Origin of the sequence: Streptomyces lydicus, assembly GCF_001729485.1 — a bacterium.
Taxonomy (GTDB): domain Bacteria; phylum Actinomycetota; class Actinomycetes; order Streptomycetales; family Streptomycetaceae; genus Streptomyces; species Streptomyces lydicus_D.
The window spans coordinates 77,467-97,482 of sequence record NZ_CP017157.1; the positions used below are offsets into that span (position 1 = coordinate 77,467).

At 71.6% G+C, this 20,016-nt stretch carries 17 protein-coding genes; 7 read left to right on the top strand and 10 right to left on the bottom strand.

Annotation, left to right across the window (positions count from 1 at the left end):
• Positions 1 to 15: 15 nt before the first annotated feature.
• The gene (locus SL103_RS00345) at positions 16 to 1,482 is read left to right on the top strand and encodes a dihydrolipoamide acetyltransferase family protein (protein ID WP_069566792.1); all 1,467 of its coding nucleotides are present in this window, start codon (positions 16 to 18) and stop codon (positions 1,480 to 1,482) included.
• A gap of 152 nt (positions 1,483 to 1,634) precedes the next feature.
• Here SL103_RS00345 and SL103_RS37590 read toward each other — a convergent pair whose 3' ends face one another.
• A complete protein-coding gene (locus SL103_RS37590) occupies positions 1,635 to 1,811 on the bottom strand; it encodes a hypothetical protein (RefSeq protein ID WP_164492736.1) in 177 nt (58 codons plus the stop codon).
• Between the two features lie 207 nt (positions 1,812 to 2,018).
• On the opposite strand from SL103_RS37590, the gene SL103_RS39130 reads away from it, so the two are divergent.
• The 3 genes from SL103_RS39130 (at position 2,019) to SL103_RS00360 (ending at position 5,040) form a co-directional block, all read left to right on the top strand.
• On the top strand, positions 2,019 to 2,891 hold the full coding sequence (locus SL103_RS39130; protein WP_069566793.1) for a GNAT family N-acetyltransferase: 873 nt from the start codon (positions 2,019 to 2,021) through the stop codon (positions 2,889 to 2,891).
• A 113-nt stretch (positions 2,892 to 3,004) separates the two neighbouring features.
• Complete coding sequence (locus SL103_RS00355; RefSeq protein ID WP_099055365.1) at positions 3,005 to 3,688, top strand: GntR family transcriptional regulator; 684 nt, start codon at positions 3,005 to 3,007, stop codon at positions 3,686 to 3,688.
• A 98-nt stretch (positions 3,689 to 3,786) separates the two neighbouring features.
• A complete protein-coding gene (locus SL103_RS00360; RefSeq protein WP_069573214.1) occupies positions 3,787 to 5,040 on the top strand; it encodes an MFS transporter in 1,254 nt (417 codons plus the stop codon).
• Between the two features lie 117 nt (positions 5,041 to 5,157).
• Here SL103_RS00360 and SL103_RS00365 read toward each other — a convergent pair whose 3' ends face one another.
• Together SL103_RS00365 and SL103_RS00370 are read right to left on the bottom strand one after the other, a co-directional pair.
• Positions 5,158 to 5,982 carry a maleylpyruvate isomerase family mycothiol-dependent enzyme gene (locus SL103_RS00365; RefSeq protein ID WP_069566795.1) on the bottom strand — a complete coding sequence of 275 codons (825 nt, stop codon included), beginning with the start codon at positions 5,980 to 5,982 and terminating at the stop codon, positions 5,158 to 5,160.
• 147 nt (positions 5,983 to 6,129) lie between these two features.
• On the bottom strand, positions 6,130 to 6,660 hold the full coding sequence (locus tag SL103_RS00370; RefSeq protein WP_069566796.1) for an LURP-one-related/scramblase family protein: 531 nt from the start codon (positions 6,658 to 6,660) through the stop codon (positions 6,130 to 6,132).
• 64 nt (positions 6,661 to 6,724) lie between these two features.
• Between SL103_RS00370 and SL103_RS00375 the strand changes: the two genes are divergently transcribed.
• Positions 6,725 to 8,533, top strand: coding sequence for an NHL domain-containing thioredoxin family protein (locus SL103_RS00375; protein ID WP_069566797.1), 1,809 nt, complete (start codon positions 6,725 to 6,727; stop codon positions 8,531 to 8,533).
• 55 nt (positions 8,534 to 8,588) lie between these two features.
• Here the strand turns inward: SL103_RS00375 and SL103_RS00380 are convergent, their stop codons facing one another.
• The 7 genes from SL103_RS00380 to SL103_RS00410 form a co-directional block, all read right to left on the bottom strand.
• Complete coding sequence (locus SL103_RS00380) at positions 8,589 to 9,242, bottom strand: DUF4232 domain-containing protein (protein ID WP_069566798.1); 654 nt, start codon at positions 9,240 to 9,242, stop codon at positions 8,589 to 8,591.
• Between the two features lie 172 nt (positions 9,243 to 9,414).
• Positions 9,415 to 10,287 carry a helix-turn-helix domain-containing protein gene (locus tag SL103_RS00385; protein ID WP_069566799.1) on the bottom strand — a complete coding sequence of 291 codons (873 nt, stop codon included), beginning with the start codon at positions 10,285 to 10,287 and terminating at the stop codon, positions 9,415 to 9,417.
• 174 nt (positions 10,288 to 10,461) lie between these two features.
• On the bottom strand, positions 10,462 to 11,475 hold the full coding sequence (locus SL103_RS00390) for a hypothetical protein (RefSeq protein WP_099055366.1): 1,014 nt from the start codon (positions 11,473 to 11,475) through the stop codon (positions 10,462 to 10,464).
• A gap of 298 nt (positions 11,476 to 11,773) precedes the next feature.
• Positions 11,774 to 12,595 (bottom strand): DUF4232 domain-containing protein, encoded by an 822-nt coding sequence (locus tag SL103_RS00395; protein WP_069566800.1) that lies wholly within the window; start codon positions 12,593 to 12,595, stop codon positions 11,774 to 11,776.
• A gap of 192 nt (positions 12,596 to 12,787) precedes the next feature.
• Positions 12,788 to 14,827, bottom strand: a complete 2,040-nt coding sequence (locus tag SL103_RS00400) for an AfsR/SARP family transcriptional regulator (RefSeq protein WP_069566801.1) — start codon at positions 14,825 to 14,827, stop codon at positions 12,788 to 12,790.
• Position 14,828: 1 nt separating this feature from the next.
• Entirely contained in the window at positions 14,829 to 16,124 is a 1,296-nt protein-coding gene (locus SL103_RS00405; RefSeq protein ID WP_069566802.1) for a M18 family aminopeptidase, read from the bottom strand.
• 278 nt (positions 16,125 to 16,402) lie between these two features.
• Complete coding sequence (locus SL103_RS00410) at positions 16,403 to 18,229, bottom strand: acyl-CoA dehydrogenase (protein ID WP_069566803.1); 1,827 nt, start codon at positions 18,227 to 18,229, stop codon at positions 16,403 to 16,405.
• A 166-nt stretch (positions 18,230 to 18,395) separates the two neighbouring features.
• Here SL103_RS00410 and SL103_RS00415 point away from each other — a divergent pair, with 166 nt between their 5' ends.
• Together SL103_RS00415 and SL103_RS00420 are read left to right on the top strand one after the other, a co-directional pair.
• A complete protein-coding gene (locus SL103_RS00415; RefSeq protein WP_033267955.1) occupies positions 18,396 to 18,878 on the top strand; it encodes an SseB family protein in 483 nt (160 codons plus the stop codon).
• A gap of 119 nt (positions 18,879 to 18,997) precedes the next feature.
• Entirely contained in the window at positions 18,998 to 19,951 is a 954-nt protein-coding gene (locus SL103_RS00420) for a pirin family protein (protein WP_069566804.1), read from the top strand.
• The last annotated feature ends 65 nt before the right edge of the window (positions 19,952 to 20,016 follow it).

The following is a 20,016-nucleotide window of genomic DNA, read 5'->3' on the forward strand; positions in this document are numbered from 1 at the left end:
GGAGAGTTCGTGACCATGACTGCAAGTACCGCCAACGCTCAGCGCTTCCGCGAGTTCAAGATGCCCGACGTGGGCGAGGGGCTGACCGAGGCCGAGATCCTCAAGTGGTACGTCCAGCCGGGCGACACCGTCACCGACGGCCAGGTCGTCTGTGAGGTCGAGACCGCCAAGGCCGCCGTCGAGCTGCCCATCCCCTACACCGGGGTGGTGCACGAGCTGCGCTTCGGCGAGGGCGTCACCGTCGATGTCGGCACCGCCATCATCGCCGTCGACACCGACCCCGGTGCCGGTCCCGCCGAGGCCCCGGCCGCCGCGGAGGCCCCGCAGGAGGCCGCCGCCGAGGAGGAGGCCGAGCCGCAGGGCCGGCAGGCGGTGCTGGTCGGCTACGGCGCCGCGCCGTCCTCGACCAAGCGCCGGGCCCGCAAGCCGCAGCCGGGCGTACCGGCGCAGCCGGAGCCGGCGAAGGCCGCGCTCCAGGCCGAGCTGAACGGGCGGACCGCTCCGGCGGCGCCCGCCGCGCCCGTCGCCCCTGCGGTGCAGCCCGCGCCGGCTGCTCCGGCCGGGAGTGCCGTACCCGCCGTGGGCCGGCCGCTGGCCAAGCCGCCGGTGCGCAAGCTCGCCAAGGACCTCGGCATCGACCTGGCGACGATCCTCCCGACCGGTCCGGACGGGATCATCACCCGCGAGGACGTGCACGCCGCCGCCACGTCGGCAGCACCGGCCGAGGTGCCCGGGCCCGTCGCGGTCGCCGCGGCCGAGTCCGGCACCGTCGACACCACCGCACGCGAGAGGCGGGTGCCGGTGAAGGGCGTACGCAAGGCCACCGCCCAGGCGATGGTCGCCAGCGCCTTCACGGCTCCGCACGTCACGGAGTTCATCACCGTCGACGTGACCCGGACGATGAAGCTCGTCCAGGAGCTGAAGCAGGACCCGGACATGGCGGGGCTGCGGGTCAACCCGCTGCTGCTCGTCGCCAAGGCGTTCCTGGTCGCCCTCAAGCGTCACCCCGAGGCCAACGCGGCCTGGGACGAGGCGAATCAGGAGATCGTCCACAAGGACTACGTCAATCTCGGCATCGCGGCGGCCACCCCGCGCGGGCTGATCGTCCCGAACATCAAGGACGCCGGGGTCAAGACGCTTCCGCAACTCGCCGCCGAGCTGGGCGACCTGGTCGCCACGGCCCGTGAGGGCAAGACGTCCCCGGCGGCGATGGCCGGCGGCACGGTCACCATCACCAATGTCGGTGTCTTCGGTGTCGACACCGGTACGCCGATCCTCAACCCGGGGGAGTCGGCGATCCTCGCCTTCGGCGCGGTCAAGCTCCAGCCGTGGGTGCACAAGGGCGCGGTGAAGGCCCGTCAGGTCACCACCCTGGCGCTGTCCTTCGACCACCGTCTGATCGACGGCGAACTGGGCTCCAAGCTGCTCGCGGATGTGGCGGCGATCCTGGAGCGCCCGAAGCGGCTCATCACCTGGGGCTGAGCCGGCATACGGGACCATTCGGCCCCGGGGTGCGGTTTCACGTGAAACCACGCCCCGGGGCCGGGTCGCGTTCGGAGTGGCGTCGTTTCACGTGAAACGGCGCTCGGGGCCTGGCGGCGGCCCTGCAGGGCGGGCCTGCCGTACCGGGCCGGTCAGCCGCGGATGAGCTCCACCGCGCGGCTGAAGTGCGCCACCGGGCCGGTGGGGCCGGACTCGTCGGCGTGTGCCGCGCCGCGGGTCAGCGCGACGCCTGCCCACAGGCCGGCGACGATCAAAGCCAGTACGACGGTGTTCCGCGTACGGCGGCCGGCGTTCGTCCTGGACTGCATGGTCAACTCCCCTTGGGTTCGGAGCCTCCCCGGCTCCCTGCCTCCATTCACCCATGGGATTCGGGCCGATCCGTACGCGCCAGGTAGGGACTCCCGTCAACCTTTAGGTGGACCCTACGTCCGCCTGTGGTCCCCCCTCGCGAGGGCGATCGCCCCGCGCCCGTAAAGGGTTTGCCGCCGAGGACCGCGCTGTTTACGGTCGGCGCAATGAGCAACGACATGATCATCCGGCGTTACCGGGCCGCCGACCAGGACATTGTCGGCGACCTGTGGTCCCGGGCCGCGCGGCAGGCCCATCCGTTCCTCGTGGGCGAGGGAGAGGGGGAGCGCGCCCGTATCCTCCGCGAGGTGTATCTCGTCCGGGCCGAGAACTGGGTCGCGGAGCGCGGCGGCACCGTCATCGGTCTGCTCGGGGTCCTGCCGGCCGGGCAGGCGCAGAGCGCGGGCGAAGGGCCCGGTGCCGAGGTCGGCGGGCTGTTCGTCGCGCCGGAGGCCCAAGGTGCCGGCGTCGGGCGGCAGTTGGTCGAGCATGCGGCGGCGCTGCACGGCGCGCTGACCCTGGAGGTCTTCGAGGCGAACGCCCGGGCCCGCCGCTTCTATGAGCGACTCGGCTTCAGTGAGCGGGGGCGGCGGACGGACGAGGAGACCGGCCATCCGCTGATCGCCCTGGAGCGCGCCGCGCCGCTGAAGTCGGTGAGCTGGCTGCATCTGCGCGAGGGGCGGCTGCTGAGCGTACGGACCCGCGGGAACGACACGTTCTACCTTCCGGGCGGCAAGTACGAGCCCGGCGAGACGGCGCGCGAGGCGCTCTCCCGCGAGCTGGCCGAGGAACTCGGCCTGGCGGTGCCCGCCGAGGAGCTGCGGGAGGCATTCGTCATCCATGACGTCGCGCACGGCAAGGGCGGACGGCGACTGCACATGACCTGCTTCACCGGCGGGCCGCAGGACATCGCCCCGGCCCCGGGCCGGGAGATCGCCGAGTACGCCTGGTTCGGCCGACGGGAGGCGCACGAGCGCTGTGCTCCCGCCCATCGCCAGGTCGTGAGCCGGCTGATCGCCCAGGGCCTCATGCAGGGCTGAGGTGGGGCGCCGGGCGGTACAAGAGGCCCGCTACCAGGACAAATACTCCCTCGGTCGTCCCGCATCGCGGAATGCGGTGCCGGACGCATACCTGTTGTATCTATCCTGTGCGCATGCCTTCCGCGTCGCCGCCCACCGCCCCTGCCCGAGAGCCCTCCGCCAAGCAGCCGCCCGCTGCCGAACGCGTCTACACGCACATCAAGGACGCCGTCCTGGACCGCCGTTACGAGGGCGGAATGCTCCTCACGGAGGGCGAGCTGGCCGACGCCGTGGGGGTGTCCCGGACGCCGGTGCGCGAGGCGCTGCTGCGGCTGGAGGTGGAGGGACTGATCAAGCTCTACCCGAAGAAGGGCGCGCTGGTGCTGCCGGTCTCCGCGCAGGAGATCGCCGATGTCGTCGAGACCCGGCTGCTGGTGGAGAAGCACGCCGCGGCCAAGGCGGCGCCCGCGAACGAGGCGCTGATCGGCGAGCTGACCGAGCTGCTGGAGACCATGCGGGCGCAGGCCGACTCCGGTGACCTGGCCGCCGTCTCCGTCGCCGACCGCGCCTTCCATGCCGCGATCGTGCGCAGCGCCGGCAACCAGATCCTGGACCGCCTCTACGAGCAGTTGCGCGACCGCCAGCTGCGGATGGGTGTCGCGGTGATGCACGCCCACCCGGACCGGATCGCCAAGAACATCACCGAGCACGCCGAGATCCTCGAAGCCCTGCGGGCCGGTGACGCGGACGCCGCGACCGACGCCGTGCACCGGCACGTCAGCTGGGTCCGGAACCTCGCGCAGGGAGAGGTGCGATGAGCGCCGGCACCGGCGGATCGGAGGGCTCCGGCGGCTCCGGCGCGAGCGGCTCCCCCGCCCGGCTGCTGCCCGCGGACCCGCCCGGCGGCCGCACGGCCATGGCGGTCTGGGGCATCGGCGTCGCGGTCTACTTCGTCGCGATCACCTACCGTACGAGCCTCGGCGTGGCCGGACTGGACGCCGCCGAGCGCTTCCACATCAATGCCTCGGCACTGTCCACGTTCTCCATCCTTCAGCTGCTCGTGTACGCGGGGATGCAGATACCCGTCGGCCTCTTGGTCGACCGGCTCGGCGCCAAGAAGGTGCTGACCATCGGCGTGGTGCTCTACACCGCAGGCCAGTTCGGCTTCGCGCTCGCCGCGTCCTACCCGATGGCGCTCGGCTCCCGTGCGCTGCTCGGCTGCGGTGACGCGATGACCTTCATCAGCGTGCTGCGGCTGGGCTCCCGCTGGTTCCCGGCCCGCCGCGGCCCGCTGATCGCACAGATCGCGGCCCTGGTCGGCATGGCGGGCAACCTGATCTCCACGCTCGTCCTCGCCCGCTTCCTGCACACCTTCGGCTGGACCCCGACCTTCGCCACCAGTGCCGTCGGCGGCATCGTCGTGCTGGTCGTGCTGCTGCTCTTCCTCAAGGACCACCCCGAGGGGTTCGAGCCGCCGCCCGCGCCCGCCGCGCACAGCGGCGCCGGCTTCGTACGGCGGCAAATCGCGGACGCCTGGCGGGAGCCCGGAACCCGGCTGGGCATGTGGGTGCACTTCACCACCCAGTTCCCGGCGATGGTGTTCCTGCTGCTGTGGGGCCTGCCGTTCCTCGTCGAGGCGCAGGGACTGTCCCGCGGCACCGCGGGCGAACTGCTCACGCTCGTGGTGCTCTCCAACATGGCGGTGGGGCTGGTCTACGGCCAGGTCATCGCCCGCCACCACGCCGCCCGTACGCCGCTGGCCCTCGGCACCGTCGGCGCCACCGCGCTGATGTGGGCGATCGTGCTGTCCTGGCCGTCCGTGCACGCGCCCATGGGGCTGCTCGTCGCGCTGTGCGCCGTGCTCGGTGCCTGCGGTCCGGCCTCGATGATCGGCTTCGACTTCGCCCGGCCCGCCAACCCGCCCGAGCGCCAGGGCACCGCCTCCGGCATCGTCAACATGGGCGGCTTCACCGCGTCGATGACGACCCTGCTGGCGGTCGGCGTGCTGCTGGACGCCACCGGCCACAACTACCGGATCGCGCTCGCCTCGATCTTCGTCCTGGAGGCGGTCGGGGTGTCGCAGATCCTGCGACTGCGCCGCAGCGCGGCGCGACGGGAGAGCGAACGGCTGGTCGTCAGCCGGGTGGAGGCCGTGCACGTCCCGGCGTGAGGCTGCGGGGGCCGGCCTGAGGAGGCACCGAGGACCGGCGTGCGGCGGTGGCGGGGGCCGCTGTTTCACGTGAAACGTCCCGCCGGGACGCCCCCGCCCCGTCTCCCGGTCTCTCCGCTACGGCGTGACCGCGAAGTTGGTGAGGATGGCGTCGGCGAGCTCACGGTCGCCGTCGATCTTGATCTGGTCGGCGACCGCCGCGGGGCGGACCCGGCCGCAGGCCAGCTGGTGGAAGGTGTCCCAGTCCAGCGCGAGCGTCACGGTCGGGCCGAGGGAGACGCTGCCGTCGATCGTGGCGTTGCCCTCGGCGTCGATGCGGACCGTGCGCAGGAACTCCAGCGGTCCGCTGACGTCGAAGACGACCGCCGAATCAGCGGGGGCCTGGGCCCGCTTGGCGACGACGCCGGGCAGCACCTTCACCAGCAGATCCCGCGTGATCTGCGCGCCGGGAGAGTCCAGATTGCCGGGCTTGTCGAGCGCGCGGCGCAGGTCCTGCTCGTGCGCCCAGACGTCGAACGCCCGCTGCTGAAGCACGAATTCCAGCGAACGGTCCTCGCCGAGCGGGCTGCGCACCACGGCGTCCGGCTGACGGGACTCGTTGCGCAGCTGCCGGGAGCGGCGGATGACGGTGTATTCGAGCTCGCTGAGCATCTCGGGCGCGGTGTGGTGCCGGCGGACGTCGACCTGCACCTCCATGCGGCGGGCCGATTCGCTGCGTACGTGGTAGAGGTCGCGCGGCAGCGTGTGGATCGGCCGTGGGTCGCCCAGCATTTCGCATTCCAGGCCGATGACATGGGAGACCACATCGCGAACGGACCATCCTGGGAGGCATGTCGCCTTGTTCCACTCGCCCTCGACGAGCGGAGTGACCAGCTCGGTTATCGCTTCTATGGAGTGCGTCCAGGCATCGATGGAGGACTGAAGGCTGGGATGGACGGTCACGGGACCCCTCGGACGGTTCGTACGCGGGCTGCTGTCTGTGCAGTTAAGTTACGCTGCGCACGGGCACCCCGGCAGTGCTTTCGGGGCACCATCGTAGGCGGATGTGCCCCTGCCGCAGCGGGCCGCGGCTCTTCCGGCGCCCGCCCCTCAGTCCTCGCCGCGCTCCCGCTCCGCCAGCCGGATCACACCCACCGCGATGGCGATGAGCAGCGGCGGATCCGCGTCCTCGCGTACGACATTGACCGCATAGGTGTCGCGGACGGTCAGCCAGCGGCGGGAGATCTCCGCGAGCAGTTCGCCCTCGTACTCGACCGCGAACTCGCGGTCCAGGATCTTTCCGCTGACGTCCAGTTCGGTGCCGTCCACCAGCTCGACGCGGTAGTGGTTGCGCAGCAGCGAGAGCCGCTTGCGCTTGATCGTGGCCAGCGGCCGGTCGTCCCGCTCGATCGTCATCGTGTCGCGCAGGGCCAGCATCTTCTTGCGGATGGTGATCAGCACCCGGCGTTCGGGGTCCTTCAGCTCGAAGGTCTCCCGGAGCCGCAGTGCCTTCCCGTCGACGAGGAACGCGTGGTGGCCGTGCTCGTCCTCGATCCAGTAGTCGTCGCCGATACCGAAGATCCGGTCGCGTACGAGGTACTTGCGGGAGCGCGGGGGAGCCCCCGCCAGGGTTGGCTGCATGGGTGACGTGTTCCCCGGTGCCCCTGCGGAATGCGCGCGCACCGGAGTGACGTTGAATGTGCACATGGCTTCACGTGCACGTGTCCGGGCCCCCGAGCTGATCGGCAAGGGCGGCTGGCTGAACACCGGCGACAAGGATCTCACCCTCTCCGACCTGCGAGGACGCATTGTCGTCCTGGATTTCTGGACGTTCTGCTGTGTGAACTGTCTGCATGTCCTGGACGAGCTGCGGGAGCTGGAGGAGCGGCACCGCGACACCGTCGTGATCATCGGCGTGCACTCCCCGAAGTTCGTGCACGAGGCCGAGCACCAGGCGGTGGTGGACGCCGTCGAGCGCTACGGCGTCGAGCACCCCGTCCTGGACGACCCCGAGCTCGCCACGTGGAAGCAGTACGCGGTCCGGGCCTGGCCGACGCTGGTGGTCATCGACCCCGAGGGGTACGTCGTCGCCCAGCACGCCGGCGAGGGCCATGCGCACGCCCTCGCGAAGCTCGTCGAGGAACTGGAGGCCGAGCACGGCGCGAAGGGCACCCTGCGGCGCGGCGACGGTCCGTACGTGCCGCCGGAGCCGGTCGCCACCGATCTGCGCTTCCCCGGCAAGGCCGTACGGCTGCCGGGCGGCACCTTCCTGGTCTCGGACACCACCCGGCACCAGCTCGTGGAGCTGGCCGCGGACGGCGAGCAGGTGCTGCGCCGGATCGGCAGCGGCGAGCGCGGTCTGACTCCGGACTCCTTCAACGAACCGCAGGGCCTGGCGCTGCTGCCCGACGGCACGGTCGCGGTGGCGGACACCGTCAACCACGCCCTCCGGATTTTCGACCCCGCGACGGGCGCCCTGGAGACGGTGGCCGGCACCGGAAAGCAGTGGTGGCAGGGCTCGCCGACCTCGGGACCGGCCCGCGAGGTGGCGCTCTCCTCGCCGTGGGACCTCGCCTGGTGGCAGGACCGGCTGTGGATCGCGATGGCCGGTGTGCACCAGCTGTGGACGTACGACCCGGCCGCCGGCACGGTCGAGGTCGCGGCGGGCACGACCAACGAGGGCCTGGTGGACGGGCCGGCCGCCGAGGCGTGGTTCGCGCAGCCGTCCGGGCTCGCGGCGGCCGGCGACCGGCTGTGGGTGGCGGACTCGGAGACCAGTGCCGTGCGCTGGGTCGAGCGCGCCGAGGACGGCGACGGCTATGTGGTCCGCACGGCGGTCGGCACCGGCCTCTTCGACTTCGGGCACCGCGACGGGCCCGCGGACCAGGCGCTGCTCCAGCACCCGCTGGGCGTGACCGCGCTGCCCGACGGCTCGGTCGCCGTCGCCGACACCTACAACCATGCCCTGCGCCGCTACGACCCCGTCGGCGGCGAGGTCACGACGCTGGCGACGGATCTGCGGGAGCCGTCCGCCGCGGTGCTGGCCGAGGACGACATCGTGGTGGTGGAATCGGCGCGGCACCGGCTGACCCGGCTGCGGCTGCCCGAGGAGGCGGTGCGCGTCGAGTCGGTGGCGCACCGCACCCAGCGCACGGCCACCGAGGTCGCCCCGGGCGCGCTGCGGCTGGAGGTGGTCTTCCAGGCCCCGGCGGGCCAGAAGCTGGACACCCGCTACGGCCCCTCGACCCGGCTGCTGGTCAGCGCGACCCCGCCCGAGCTGCTCGCCGAGGGCGAGGGGGCGGGGACGGATCTCGCCCGCGACCTGGTGCTCGCGGACGGTGTCACCGAGGGCGTGCTGCACGTCTCGGCGATGGCCGCGTCCTGCGACGACGCCCCGGACATCGAGTACCCCGCCTGCCATGTGCACCAGCAGGACTGGGGCGTCCCGGTCGAGGTCGTCGACGGCGGGACGGCCCGGCTGGGACTGGTCCTCGCGGGGCTGGACGCGGAGTAGCGGCTCGGCGCCCGGGCTGTCGGCAGGCCCGGGCGCGCGCTGCGCTGTGCGCGGGCTACTTCCCGACGCCCGCCGCCAGCTGGGCGCCGTGGACGCTCGACGACCAGTTGGTGACCTTGCTCTTGCCGACGGAGATGTGCAGCCGCTTCTCGGCGAAGTTGACGGTGGCCGGACCGTGGGTGACGGAGTTGGCCGAGGTGCCCATGAAGTCGACGGTGACCGACTTCTGCTCGGTGCCCTTGGCGGCCGCGGTGTTGGTGGGGATGACCGCGTAGGCGTAGCCGTGGGAGGGCACCGTGATGCGGGTGCCGTCGAACTGACCGGGGGTGCCCTGGAGCAGCGGCAACGGGTCCTTGGCGTTGTTGAAGCGCAGCAGCGGGGCGTTGTACAGCTTGCAGTCGCGGCTCGTGTTGTTCTTGAACTTCACGGTCACGTGGCTGTCGGCGCCGGTCTGCTGGGAGAACGTGAGCTTGTACGTGCTCGGGTAGCAGTCGGGCACGCGTCGCGAGGCCGCGCCCGCTCCTGCGCCCGCCGCGGCCGCACCACCACCGATGATCCTGCGCTTCTTGCTCTTGGACGACGAGGAAGAGGACTTCTTCGACTTCTTCGAGGAGTGACTGTTGCAGCCGGTGAGCGCGAGCGAACCGGCCAATCCGAGGGCGAGCGCGGCGTAGGCAGCGGAGCGGCGGCGGGAGCGGGCTGCGGTCATGGGTGGATCCCCCAGTGGGTCGCTGCGGTCAGCGAGGTGTGTCTGTCATGGCACGGCCACGATATCGAGTGCGGTCGAATGCGCCAGGGCGGGTGCGAACGGCACCCGGCCGGAAGCGCGTCGTCGCAGGTCAGATGGGTCGGTGGGGCGATGGGCGGGGTGCCGGCGAGGCTCATTCCGGACAACTGGGCAACGGGGTGTTTTCCAGCTGTTCCGGGCGGATCCGGATGCCCGGCACCCACATCTGTTTCCCCTCGTGATCGATCCGGAACCACATGCTGCTGTGCCCGCCCACCTCGTCGGTGACGGTCACCCCGTTGGCGATCCGGCAGACCGCGTGCAGCACATCGCCGTGCCAGACGTGTCCCACGACGTTGGCGCGACGGTAGACCCGGTACGGGTCCCGGGCCAGGGCGAGGGCGCAGTTCTCGGTACGCCGGTGCCGGCAGTCCCGTTCGACGTTGTGCACGGTGATCAGGGCGGAGCCGGTGCCCCGGGCCGGGCTCTGCGGCTGCGGGGTCGCACCGTCGCCCGGGGAAGCGTCGGGCCCTGTCAGGGCGGGGACCGCCAGTGCCGCCGCGGCCAGTACGGCGGCGGTGCCGAGCGCGGCGAGGGCCAGCCGTAGCCGGCGCCGCCCGGCCGCCGGTGCGGTGGCGTCCCCGGCCGGTGGCTCCGCACGCGTCGCTCCTTCCGGCTCCGGCGAGGCCGCCACGCCGGCTTCACCGGCGTCCGCCGCCTCCTGGGCCCGGTGGAGCAGTGCGACGAGGGCGGGCAACCGGTCCTCGCCGGTGAAGGAGAGCTTGCACCACTGCACCAGCAGCCGCTCGTCGGGCAGGCTCTGCCCTCGCAGATAGCGGGAGAGGGACGAGCGGCTGGCAGGCAGCCGGCTCTCCAACTCCTTGAGGCTGTATCCGAGTTCGCCGTGCATACGGCGCAGTGCGGCGACGAACTCCCGTACCGGGCCGGAGAGTTCGTCGGGCAGCGGGGCGAGCGGCTTGCGGGGGGGCTGAGCGGCGTGGTTCTGATTGCCAGGCACGTCTGGCATTCCAGCACAGCGGACATGCCCGCGCGAGGGGCACTTCCGCTCCCCTGTGACGGAAGTGCCCCTCGATACACGATCCGGATCGGACCCGGATCGGTTGGTGACGTTTCACGTGAAACCCACGGATGTTTCACGTGAAACGCCGTGTTGCGCCGTACCGGCCCTGTGTTCGGCCGGTCAGTCGCCGAACATGACGGGCCGATAGAACTTGAACTCCGCGTCGCCTCCCGGCAGTCCGTAGGTCAGCGTCCGGTGATCGGTGCCGTGGCCGCCGCGCTGTTCGTAGGCCGTGTACGAGGAGTGCGCCTCGTTGTTCCACCTCTCGAAGATCACGACGTGCCGGTTGTTGTTGTCGCCGGCCGCGTCGATGAGCAGGTCACCGGGCTTCAGCTCGCCGAGCGCGATGGGGCGGGTGATGCTGCGGTTGGTGGCCAGGCCCACGGTGTTGGTGCCCGGTGTCGGCAGTCCCAGTGCCATGGAGGCGTAGCCGGAGCAGTCCTGGCGAAAGCCGTCCTTCCAGACCTTGGCCTGGCTGTACGGGACCTGGGAGCCGTTGTCGGCGGTGAGCCAGGTGGCGGCCCGGTTGAGCATCTCCTGCCGGGAGTCGCCGGGCTGCGGCTGACCGCCGCCCTGGACCGGTACGCCCGGCAGCCGGTCCTGCGGGACGTCCACGGCGACCACGCTGAGGAATCCCGTGACCGGCCCCGTGAGATGCGCCATGAACGTCGAGCAGGCGGAGCCCTCGCACACCTTGCGGTCGGTGTCGACCTGGTAGTCGGCGGTGATCCGGTCCTGGCCCGCCGCGGTCTTGTTGATCATCCCGACGGCAGGGGAGCCGGTGTCCGCGGTGGCGTGCACCACCCACCGGGTGCCCCAGGTCGGGAAGTCGGCGGCGGCCGCGGCCCGGCGCCCGGAAGCGGCTCCGGTGGTGCGGGCGGAGACGGCGGTGGCCGCCGTAGCGGTGTCGCGGGTGAGCTTGGTCGAGGCCGCCGACGTGCCGGCCGGTGTGCCGTGGGCGAGGCCGGCGAACGCGGTGACGCCGAGGCCGGCCGCGGCCACGGCGGGCAGCACCCGGCGCACCGTCGTCCCGCGGAACGGGGACCGCCGGCGCTCCGCCGGGCCGCCCGTGGCGGCGGTTTGTTGCGTGGCGGTGGTGGAGTCCACCGGGTGCGTGCTGCTGTGCTCGTACATGCCGATTCCCCTCCGTGGACGGCCGGTTGGCCTGGTGCCCGTCGGCCGGTCGATGAGCCGCCGCCCGGTCTGGAGGCGGTGACGGGGACCATCGTGTGCCGGGGGCGCGGGCCGGCCGGAGGTTCCGTGTCCCGCGGGACGTCCCGGCCCGGTGCGAGGCTGTGACCTGCGGGAACCTCGTCCGCGTGAGACAGGCGGAAGCGTCGTACGAGACATGACGGGACGGTGCGCAGGCGAAAGGGCGCCCGCTCGGGGAGGCGGGCGCCCTGCTCAGGGGTGGTGGCTCAGTGGCTCGGGCTCACCAGGTCGTCGCCTCGTTCGCATCGGACTGCCAGTACGTCACCCAGGCGCTGTCGTCGACGTACACCGAGCCGCCAGGGATCGGCACCGCGGCCGAACCGCCGATGCTGCCCTTGCCGTCGCGGCCGGGAAGGCTGACGGACAGCGAGGTCATGGTGCGGCCGTGGTGCCCGGAGCCGTCGGCGGACGAGGTCATCACACCCGCGTAGCCGGACTGGCCGGGGGCGAGGGTGACCACGGACTGCGGCTTGCTGTCCGGCAGTTCGGCGAGCGGCGCCTGCGCCCCGTCGAACCTCAGGTACGGGGCCAGGTACAGGTCGCAGGTGGCGCCGGAGGTGTTGGTGGCCACCAGCAGCAGATGATTGACCGGCCGCTTCAGCGGCTGGGCGACGATGCGGATCTTGGCGGCGTCACAGGCGCTGTGCCGCACGGCTGGCGCGCTGCCGACCCTGCCCGCACCCTGCGCCCGAGAGCCTGCCCGGGAGCCCGCCCGGGAGCCCGCCGCGGTGTCGCCCCAGCCCTTGGCGGACGCCTGCTCCGCGCCGCCCCTGTCGGGCCGCGCACCGCCCTGCCCGGCGCTGCCAACCGTCGCCGGGGTGTCCGCGGTGGTGTCCGGCGTCCCGTCCGCCGGACCCTTGGCGTCCTGCTGCGCCGGGGTGTACGGCTTGGCGGCGCCGGTCCGCAGCGGGTTGTCCTGGCCGCAAGCGGTGAGGGTGAGCGCGGCGACGGCGGTCAGGCCGGCCGCGGCGATCCGCAGCGTACGGCGGCGGACGGCGCGGGCCGTACGAGGGTTGCTGGCCTGGCTCAGGCTGCGCGGCATCTCCGGTCTCCCCCGGGTCGGTGGTGGTCCTGCGTTCCGTCCACCACTCTGCCGCCGGCCGTTGCCGTGTCACTAACGTGCGCCTAACGCCCCCTCGGCGGGACCAGGCGGCCGGTGCGGTGACCGGGCGTGCGGCGGGGCGACCGCGGCCCGCCGGCTGCACCGGCCACCGCCCGCCTCACCTCCTGCCGCTCAGCCGCGCTCGTCGCTCTCCTCACCGGCACCGCTCCTCCTGCCCTTGCCGCCCTCCCCGCGCTCGTCGCGCGCGAAGAGCTGCGTCAGCGTGCTGATGGTGTAGACGTCGGTGGCCTCCTCGTCCACCAGATGCATCTCGGCGAGCCGGTCCAGGCCGTCCTGGGTGCGTTCCGGGTCGTACCCGGCGAGCGCCGCCGCCACCGAGGCGTTGAGATGGCCGTCGGCGCTGGTCGCCAGGGCGCTGAGCAGCCGTGCGTCGTCCGCCGACAGCCGGGCGACGGACATCCGCAGCGCCGCCGCCATCCCGGTGTCCTCCGCCGACAGCAGCGCCAGCCGCCGCCGCTCGTCGCGCAGCGCGGCGGCGAGCCGGGCCAGCCGCCAGCGCGGCCGGGCGGTCAGCTGGGCGGCCGCGGCGCGCAGGGCCAGCGGCAGCCCGTCGCACAGGTCGACCAACTCCCGGGCAGCGGCCGGGTCCTCGGCCACGCGCTCCGGACCGAGCATGGCCCCGAGCAGCGCGGCGCCCTCCTCATGGCCGAGTGCCTGGAGCCCGACGGGACGGGCGCAGTCGGTGGCGACCAGACCGTCGAGGCGGCTGCGGCTGGTGACGACCGTGGCGCAGTGCAGGCCACCGGGCAGCAGCGGCCTGACCTGCGCCGAGCTACGCGCGTTGTCGAGGACGACCAGCAGCCGGCGGTCCGCGACCAGTGACCGGAACAGCGCCGAGGCGGCCTGCGCCGAACCGGGTACCCGTTCCTGGGGCGTGCCGAGCGCGAGCAGGAAGTCGCGCAGGATCTCGGCGGGCGCGGCCTCGTCGCCCTCGCCGAAGCCCCGCAGATCCGCGAAGAGCTGCCCGTCGGGGAAGGCGTCCGCGTGCAGATGGGCCCACTGCACGGCGCAGGCGGTCTTGCCGACGCCGGCCGGTCCCGCGACCACCGCCAAGGGGCTCTCGCCGGTCGTACGGTCGGTCAATGCCTCGGTCAGCGCGCCGAGTTGCTCCTCCCGGGCCAGGAAGCGGGCCGGGGGCCTGGGCAGCAGCCGCGGTGCCGACCCGGTCCGCCCGGAGCCGTCACCGGCGGTCGACCCGCCGTCCGCACCGCCCGGGCCACCGGTCGCGTCACCGGCAGCGGGTCGCTCCCCGGCGGACGCCTCGATCGCCTCTCCCGCGTCGGCGCCTCCTTGGAGCGGCACCCGTCCGCCCTGTCCGTGTTTCACGTGAAACGACGGTGCTCCGGCGGGGCCGTCGCCCGCCCCGCGCGTGGCGTCCGCCGGCCGGTTGGGCTGACGCCCCGCGCCGGCCGCCTCGGCACGCAGAATCTCCTCGTACGCCTCGCGCAGCCGCTCGCCGGGATCGACACCCAGCTCCTCGTTGAGCAGCCGGCGGGTGCGGTGGAACCACTCCAGCGCGTCGGACTGCCGGCCGGTACGGAACAGCGCCCGCATCAGCCCGGCGATCAGGCCCTCCCGCAAGGGGTGGTTGACGGCGGCGGAGTAGAGGATGGCCGCTGCCTGCTCATGCTCACCGAGCGCGCCGTGCGCCCGCCCCAGCGCTTCGACGGCCGTCAGCCGGCGCTCCTCCAGGGCATGTGCCGCGGCCGCGAACGGCGGGCTGGTGACCGTGCCGGTCAGCGCGGGCCCGCGCCACAGCCCCAGCGCCTCGCGCAGCAGCGGCACCGCATCGGCCGGTGCCGCCTCGGGGCGGGCCAGCGCCACCAGCTCGCCGAACCGGTGGGCATCGATCAGTTCTTCCGGCAGACGCAGCAGGTAGGCCGAGCCGTGGGTGGTCAGCTCGATGCCGTATGCCTCCGCCCCGCCCTCGGCGAGCGTGGCGCGCAGCCGGGAGACGTGGCCCTGGACGACCGTACGGGCGTGTTCGGGTGGCTCGTCCTCCCACAGGGAGTCGATCAACTGCTCCAGTGGGACGGTGGTGTTGGGCTGCAGCAACAGCAGCGCCAGCACACTGCGCCGTTTGGCGGGCCCGAGCGACAGCTCTCCGGAGCCGGTCGTCACGGCGATCGGGCCGAGCAGTGAGAATTCCAACTCAGCCCTCCAGGAAGGCTGTCAGGGCGTTCGCCAGCAGATAGGGGTCCTCGGCGCCGCACAGTTCACGTGCCGAGTGCATGGACAGGATCGCCACGCCGATGTCGACGGTGGCGATGCCGTGCCGGGCCGCGGTGATGGGACCGATCGTGGTCCCGCACGGCATTGCGTTGTTGGAGACGAAGCTCTGCCACGGCACCCCGGCGCGCTCACAGGCAGCCGCGAAGACCGCCCGCCCGCTGCCGTCCGTCGCATAGCGCTGATTGACGTTGACCTTCAGGATCGGGCCGCCGTTCGGCATCGGGTGGTGGCTCGGGTCGTGCCGCTCGCTGTAGTTGGGGTGCACGGCGTGCCCGGTGTCGGACGAGAGACAGACGGTGCCGGCAAAGGCCCGGGCCCGGTCCTCGTACGAGCCGCCGCGCGCGAAGACCGAGCGCTCCAGCACCGTCCCGAGCAGCGGACCGTCCGCGCCGGTGTCGGACTGGCTGCCGTTCTCCTCGTGGTCGAAGGCGGCCAGCACCGGGATGGCGGTCAGCCGGCTGCCGGCGGCGGCAGCGGCGGTGAGCGCGGCCGTACCGGCGTGCACGGACAGCAGGTTGTCCATCCGCGGGCCGGCGACCAGCTCGCGGTCGCGTCCCAGGTAGGCGGGCGGTTCGATGCTGTGGACCATCAGGTCCCAGCCCTTGACGTCCTCGGCCGGGACGCCGATCTCGTCAGCGACGAAGGAGATCAGATCCCCCTCGGCCACCTCGCCCAGGCCCCAGATCGGTGTCATGTGGCGCTGCTTGTCGAGCTTGAGCCCCTCGGAGTTCACCGAGCGGTCGAGGTGCACCGCCAGCTGCGGCACCCGCAGCAACGCCCGGTCGACATTGACCAGTCGGTGGCTCCCGTCAGCCAGCGTGACCCGGCCGCTCAGCCCCAGATCGCGGTCGAGCCAGGTGTTGAGCAGGGTGCCGCCGTAGATCTCGACGGCGATCTGCCGCCAGCCGCGGGCGCCGGTATCCGGAATCGGCTTGACCCGCAGATTGGGAGAGTCGGTGTGCGCCCCGACAATGCGGTACGGAGTGGCGGCATGCACGCCCTCGGGCACGTACCAGGCGATGATCGCGCCACCGCGCAGTACGTACTTCCCGCCGCTCTCGCCGTCCCAGGCGTCGACCTCGGCGACCTGCCGGAAGCCGGCCTTCTCCAGCCGCTCCGCCGCGTTCGCCACCGCGTGGTAGGGCGACGGACTGGCGGCAAGGAAGGACATCAGGTCGTCGGTGTGGCCGCGATCGAAGCGGGCGGAGTTGGTCATGGATTCAGCATAAAGAGCGGCGCCCCGCATTCCCCGCGTGCGTGCGGCGCGACTCCGTACCCTTCCGGCCACGATTTCAGCATTCGAGGCTGAAAACCCTGCTGGACTGAGCGATTCCGGTCGTTGGGTGACATGTGGCGCCGGACGAGGGGCGCGCGGGCGGAGGCCGGGCGTGACGAAGCCCGCCTCTCCGGGGGAAGAGAGGCGGGCGGCGTCAGTCTGCAAGGCCAATCTGAGAGACCTCTAAGAACGCCGCGGGCGGACCGCGGTCGGAGTGCTCAGAACGCGGCCTCGTCGAGCTCCATCAGCGACTGGTCGACGGACTCGGCCAGCCCGCGCTCGACGCCGACGCCCGGCAGGACGTTGTGGGCGAAGAACTTCGCCGCGGCGATCTTGCCGGTGTAGAAGGGCTTGTCCTTCGCGGAGGCGCCGGCCAGCTTCTCGGCGGCCACCGCCGCGCCCTTGAGGAGCAGGTAGCCGATGACGACATCGCCGGAGGCCAGCAGCAGGCGGGTGGTGTTCAGACCGACCTTGTAGATGGACTTGACGTCCTGCTCGGTCGCCGCGAGGTCGGTCAGCATGGCGCCGACGATGGCCTCCAGGTCGGCGGCGGCCTTGGCCAGTTCGCCGCGGGCCTGCGCCAGCTCCTCCCCGCCGGTGTTGTCGGCGAGGAACTTCTTGATCTCGTCGGACAGCACGGTGAGTGCCTGGCCCTGGTCACGGACGATCTTCCGGAAGAAGAAGTCCTGGCCCTGGATCGCGGTGGTGCCCTCGTAGAGGGTGTCGATCTTGGCGTCCCGGATGTACTGCTCGATCGGGTATTCCTGCAGGTAGCCGGAGCCGCCGAAGGTCTGCAGCGACTGCGCGAGCTGCTCGTAGGACTTCTCCGAGCCGTAGCCCTTGACGATCGGCAGCAGCAGGTCGTTGAGGCGGTTGGCGGCGGCGGCGTCCTCGCCCGCGGCCTCCTTGGCGATGATCTCGTCCTGGACCGTGGCGGTGTAGAGCACCAGGGCGCGCATGCCCTCGGCGTACGCCTTCTGCGTCATCAGCGAGCGGCGCACGTCGGGGTGGTGGGTGATGCTGACGCGCGGCGCGCTCTTGTCGGTGAAGGCCGCCAGGTCCGGGCCCTGCACCCGCTCCTTGGCGTACTCCAGCGCGTTGAGGTAGCCGGTGGAGAGGGTGGCGATGGCCTTCGTGCCGACCATCATCCGGGCGAACTCGATGATCTTGAACATCTGGCGGATGCCGTCGTGCTTCTCGCCGAGCAGCCAGCCCTTGGCCGGGTGGTTGGCGCCGAAGGTCATCTCGCAGGTGTTGGACGCCTTGAGGCCCATCTTGTGCTCGACGTTCGTGGCGTAGACGCCGTTGCGCTCGCCCAGCTCGCCGGTCTCCCAGTCGAAGTCGTACTTCGGCACGATGAAGAGCGACAGGCCCTTGGTGCCCGGACCGGCACCCTCGGGGCGGGCGAGGACGAAGTGCACGATGTTCTCGGACATGTCGTGCTCACCGGAGGTGATGAAGCGCTTCACGCCCTCGATGTGCCAGGAGCCGTCCTCCTGCTGCGTGGCCTTCGTGCGGCCGGCACCGACGTCCGAACCGGCGTCCGGCTCGGTCAGCACCATCGTGGAGCCCCACTGCTTGTCCACCATCAGCTCGGCTATGCGGTGCTGCTCCTCGGTGCCCTCGTCGTGCAGGACGCCGGCGAAGGCGGGGCCGGACGCGTACATCCAGACCGCCGGGTTGGCGCCCAGGATGGTCTCGGCGAAGGCCCACAGCAGGGAGCGCGGCGCGGTGGTGCCGCCGATCTCCTCCGGGATGCCCAGACGCCACCACTCGGCGTCCATGTACGCCTGGTAGCTCTTCTTGAAGCTGTCCGGAATCGGCGCGGTGTTGGTGTCCGGGTCGAAGACCGGGGGGTTGCGGTCGGTGTCCGCGAAGGACTCCGCCAGCTCGTTCTCCGACAGGCGGGCGATCTCGGACAGCACGCTCTTGGCGGTGTCGACGTCCATCTCCGCGAACGGTCCGGTGCCGTACACGCTGTCACGGCCCAGTACCTCGAAGAGGTTGAACTCGATGTCGCGGAGATTCGACTTGTAGTGGCCCATGGGTACGGCTCCGTAGGGGTTCGGGAGAGGACCCAAGGCAGGGACCTCAGACGCAATACCGGCTAGTAGTTAAATGATGCTACCCGCGGGTAATAAGAATCAACCCCTTCCGCCCATCTGTGACGAGCGTCCCCCGGTGAATCGCCGACTCAGTACGCTGTGCCGCATGTACGGCTACGACCAGAACGCGGGTGCCGGGCAGCAGCAGTACGGCGCGCCACCGCCACCGCCCCCGCCGCAGCAACCGGCCTCCGGGGGGTACGGCGAGCAGCCGCTGTACCCCGAGCCGTCCCCGCCCTCCCTCGCCGACGCGGTGCGTGCCTTCACCACCGGCTCGATGTCCGCCGAGGACTTCCAGGGCATCTTCTCCACCTCCAAGGTCTACTGCCCGCGCGGTGACAACCCCGGCTTCCTGGCGCTGCACAACACCCAGCAGCCGGTGATCCCGATGTTCACCTCGCTCAAGGAGCTGCGGCGGTACGCGGGCAAGGAGTCCAAGTACTTCGTGATCACCGGCGCCGAGGTGCTCGACCTGCTGCCGACCGGCTACGGGTTCGTGCTCGACATGGAGGGCGACCACCGCATGGTCTTCGACGCGAAGGCCGTGGAGCAGATGGTGGACTTCGCGATGCGTCGGATGTACGGCTGACCGCTCCCGCCGCACCCCATATCACCGTTTTGACCTGCGGAAACGCGGGTGGGAATGCCGCACGCCTTGCAGGTTGTTCAGTATTCAACTAAGTTGACTGCACGACCGAGGAGGCCGTCATGCCCGCTGTGACCGTAGAGAACCCGCTGGCCCTGCCGCGTGTGGCGGCACCCGCCACCGCGCACACCCGTCCCGTGCTGGCCGTTGCCACCGCTCCGAGCGGATTCGAGGGCGAGGGCTTCCCGGTGCGCCGGGCGTTCGCCGGCATCGACTACAAGTACCTCGACCCGTTCATCATGATGGACCAGATGGGCGAGGTGGAGTATGCGCCGGGAGAGCCCAAGGGCACGCCCTGGCACCCGCACCGCGGCTTCGAAACCGTCACGTACCTGATCGACGGCACGTTCGTGCACCGTGACTCGCACGGTGGCGGCGGCACCATCAACGACGGCGACACCCAGTGGATGACGGCCGGCTCCGGCCTGCTGCACATCGAGGCGCCGCCGGAGTCGCTCGTGATGTCCGGCGGTCTCTTCCACGGCCTCCAGCTGTGGGTGAACCTGCCGAAGAGCGACAAGATGATGGCTCCTCGGTACCAGGACATCGGCGGCGGCCAGGTGAAGCTGCTGACCTCCGCGGACGGCGGTGCGCTGCTGCGGCTGATCGCCGGTGACCTCGACGGCCACCGGGGACCGGGCGTCACGCACACCCCGATCACGATGATGCATGTGACCGTGAACCCGGGTGCCGAGCTCACCCTGCCCTGGCGCAGCGACTTCAACGCTCTCGCCTACGCGCTCGCCGGCCGCGGCTCGGCCGGCGCCGAGGGCCGTCCGTTCCGCATGGGGCAGGCGGTCGTGTTCGGCACCGGTGACTCGATCACGATCCGGGCGGACGAGACCCAGGAGTCGCGCAGCCCGAACTTCGAGGTCGTCCTGTTGGGCGGGCTGCCGATCCGCGAGCCGATGATGCACTACGGCCCGTTCGTGATGAACACCCACGCCGAACTGGCCCAGGCATTCGAGGACTTCCAGGCCGGCCGGCTCGGCACCATCCCGGCCGACGAGGTCTGAGGTCCCGTCGGGCGGGCGGCCACGAGGTGACCGGGGGCGGTGTTTCACGTGAAACACCGCCCCCG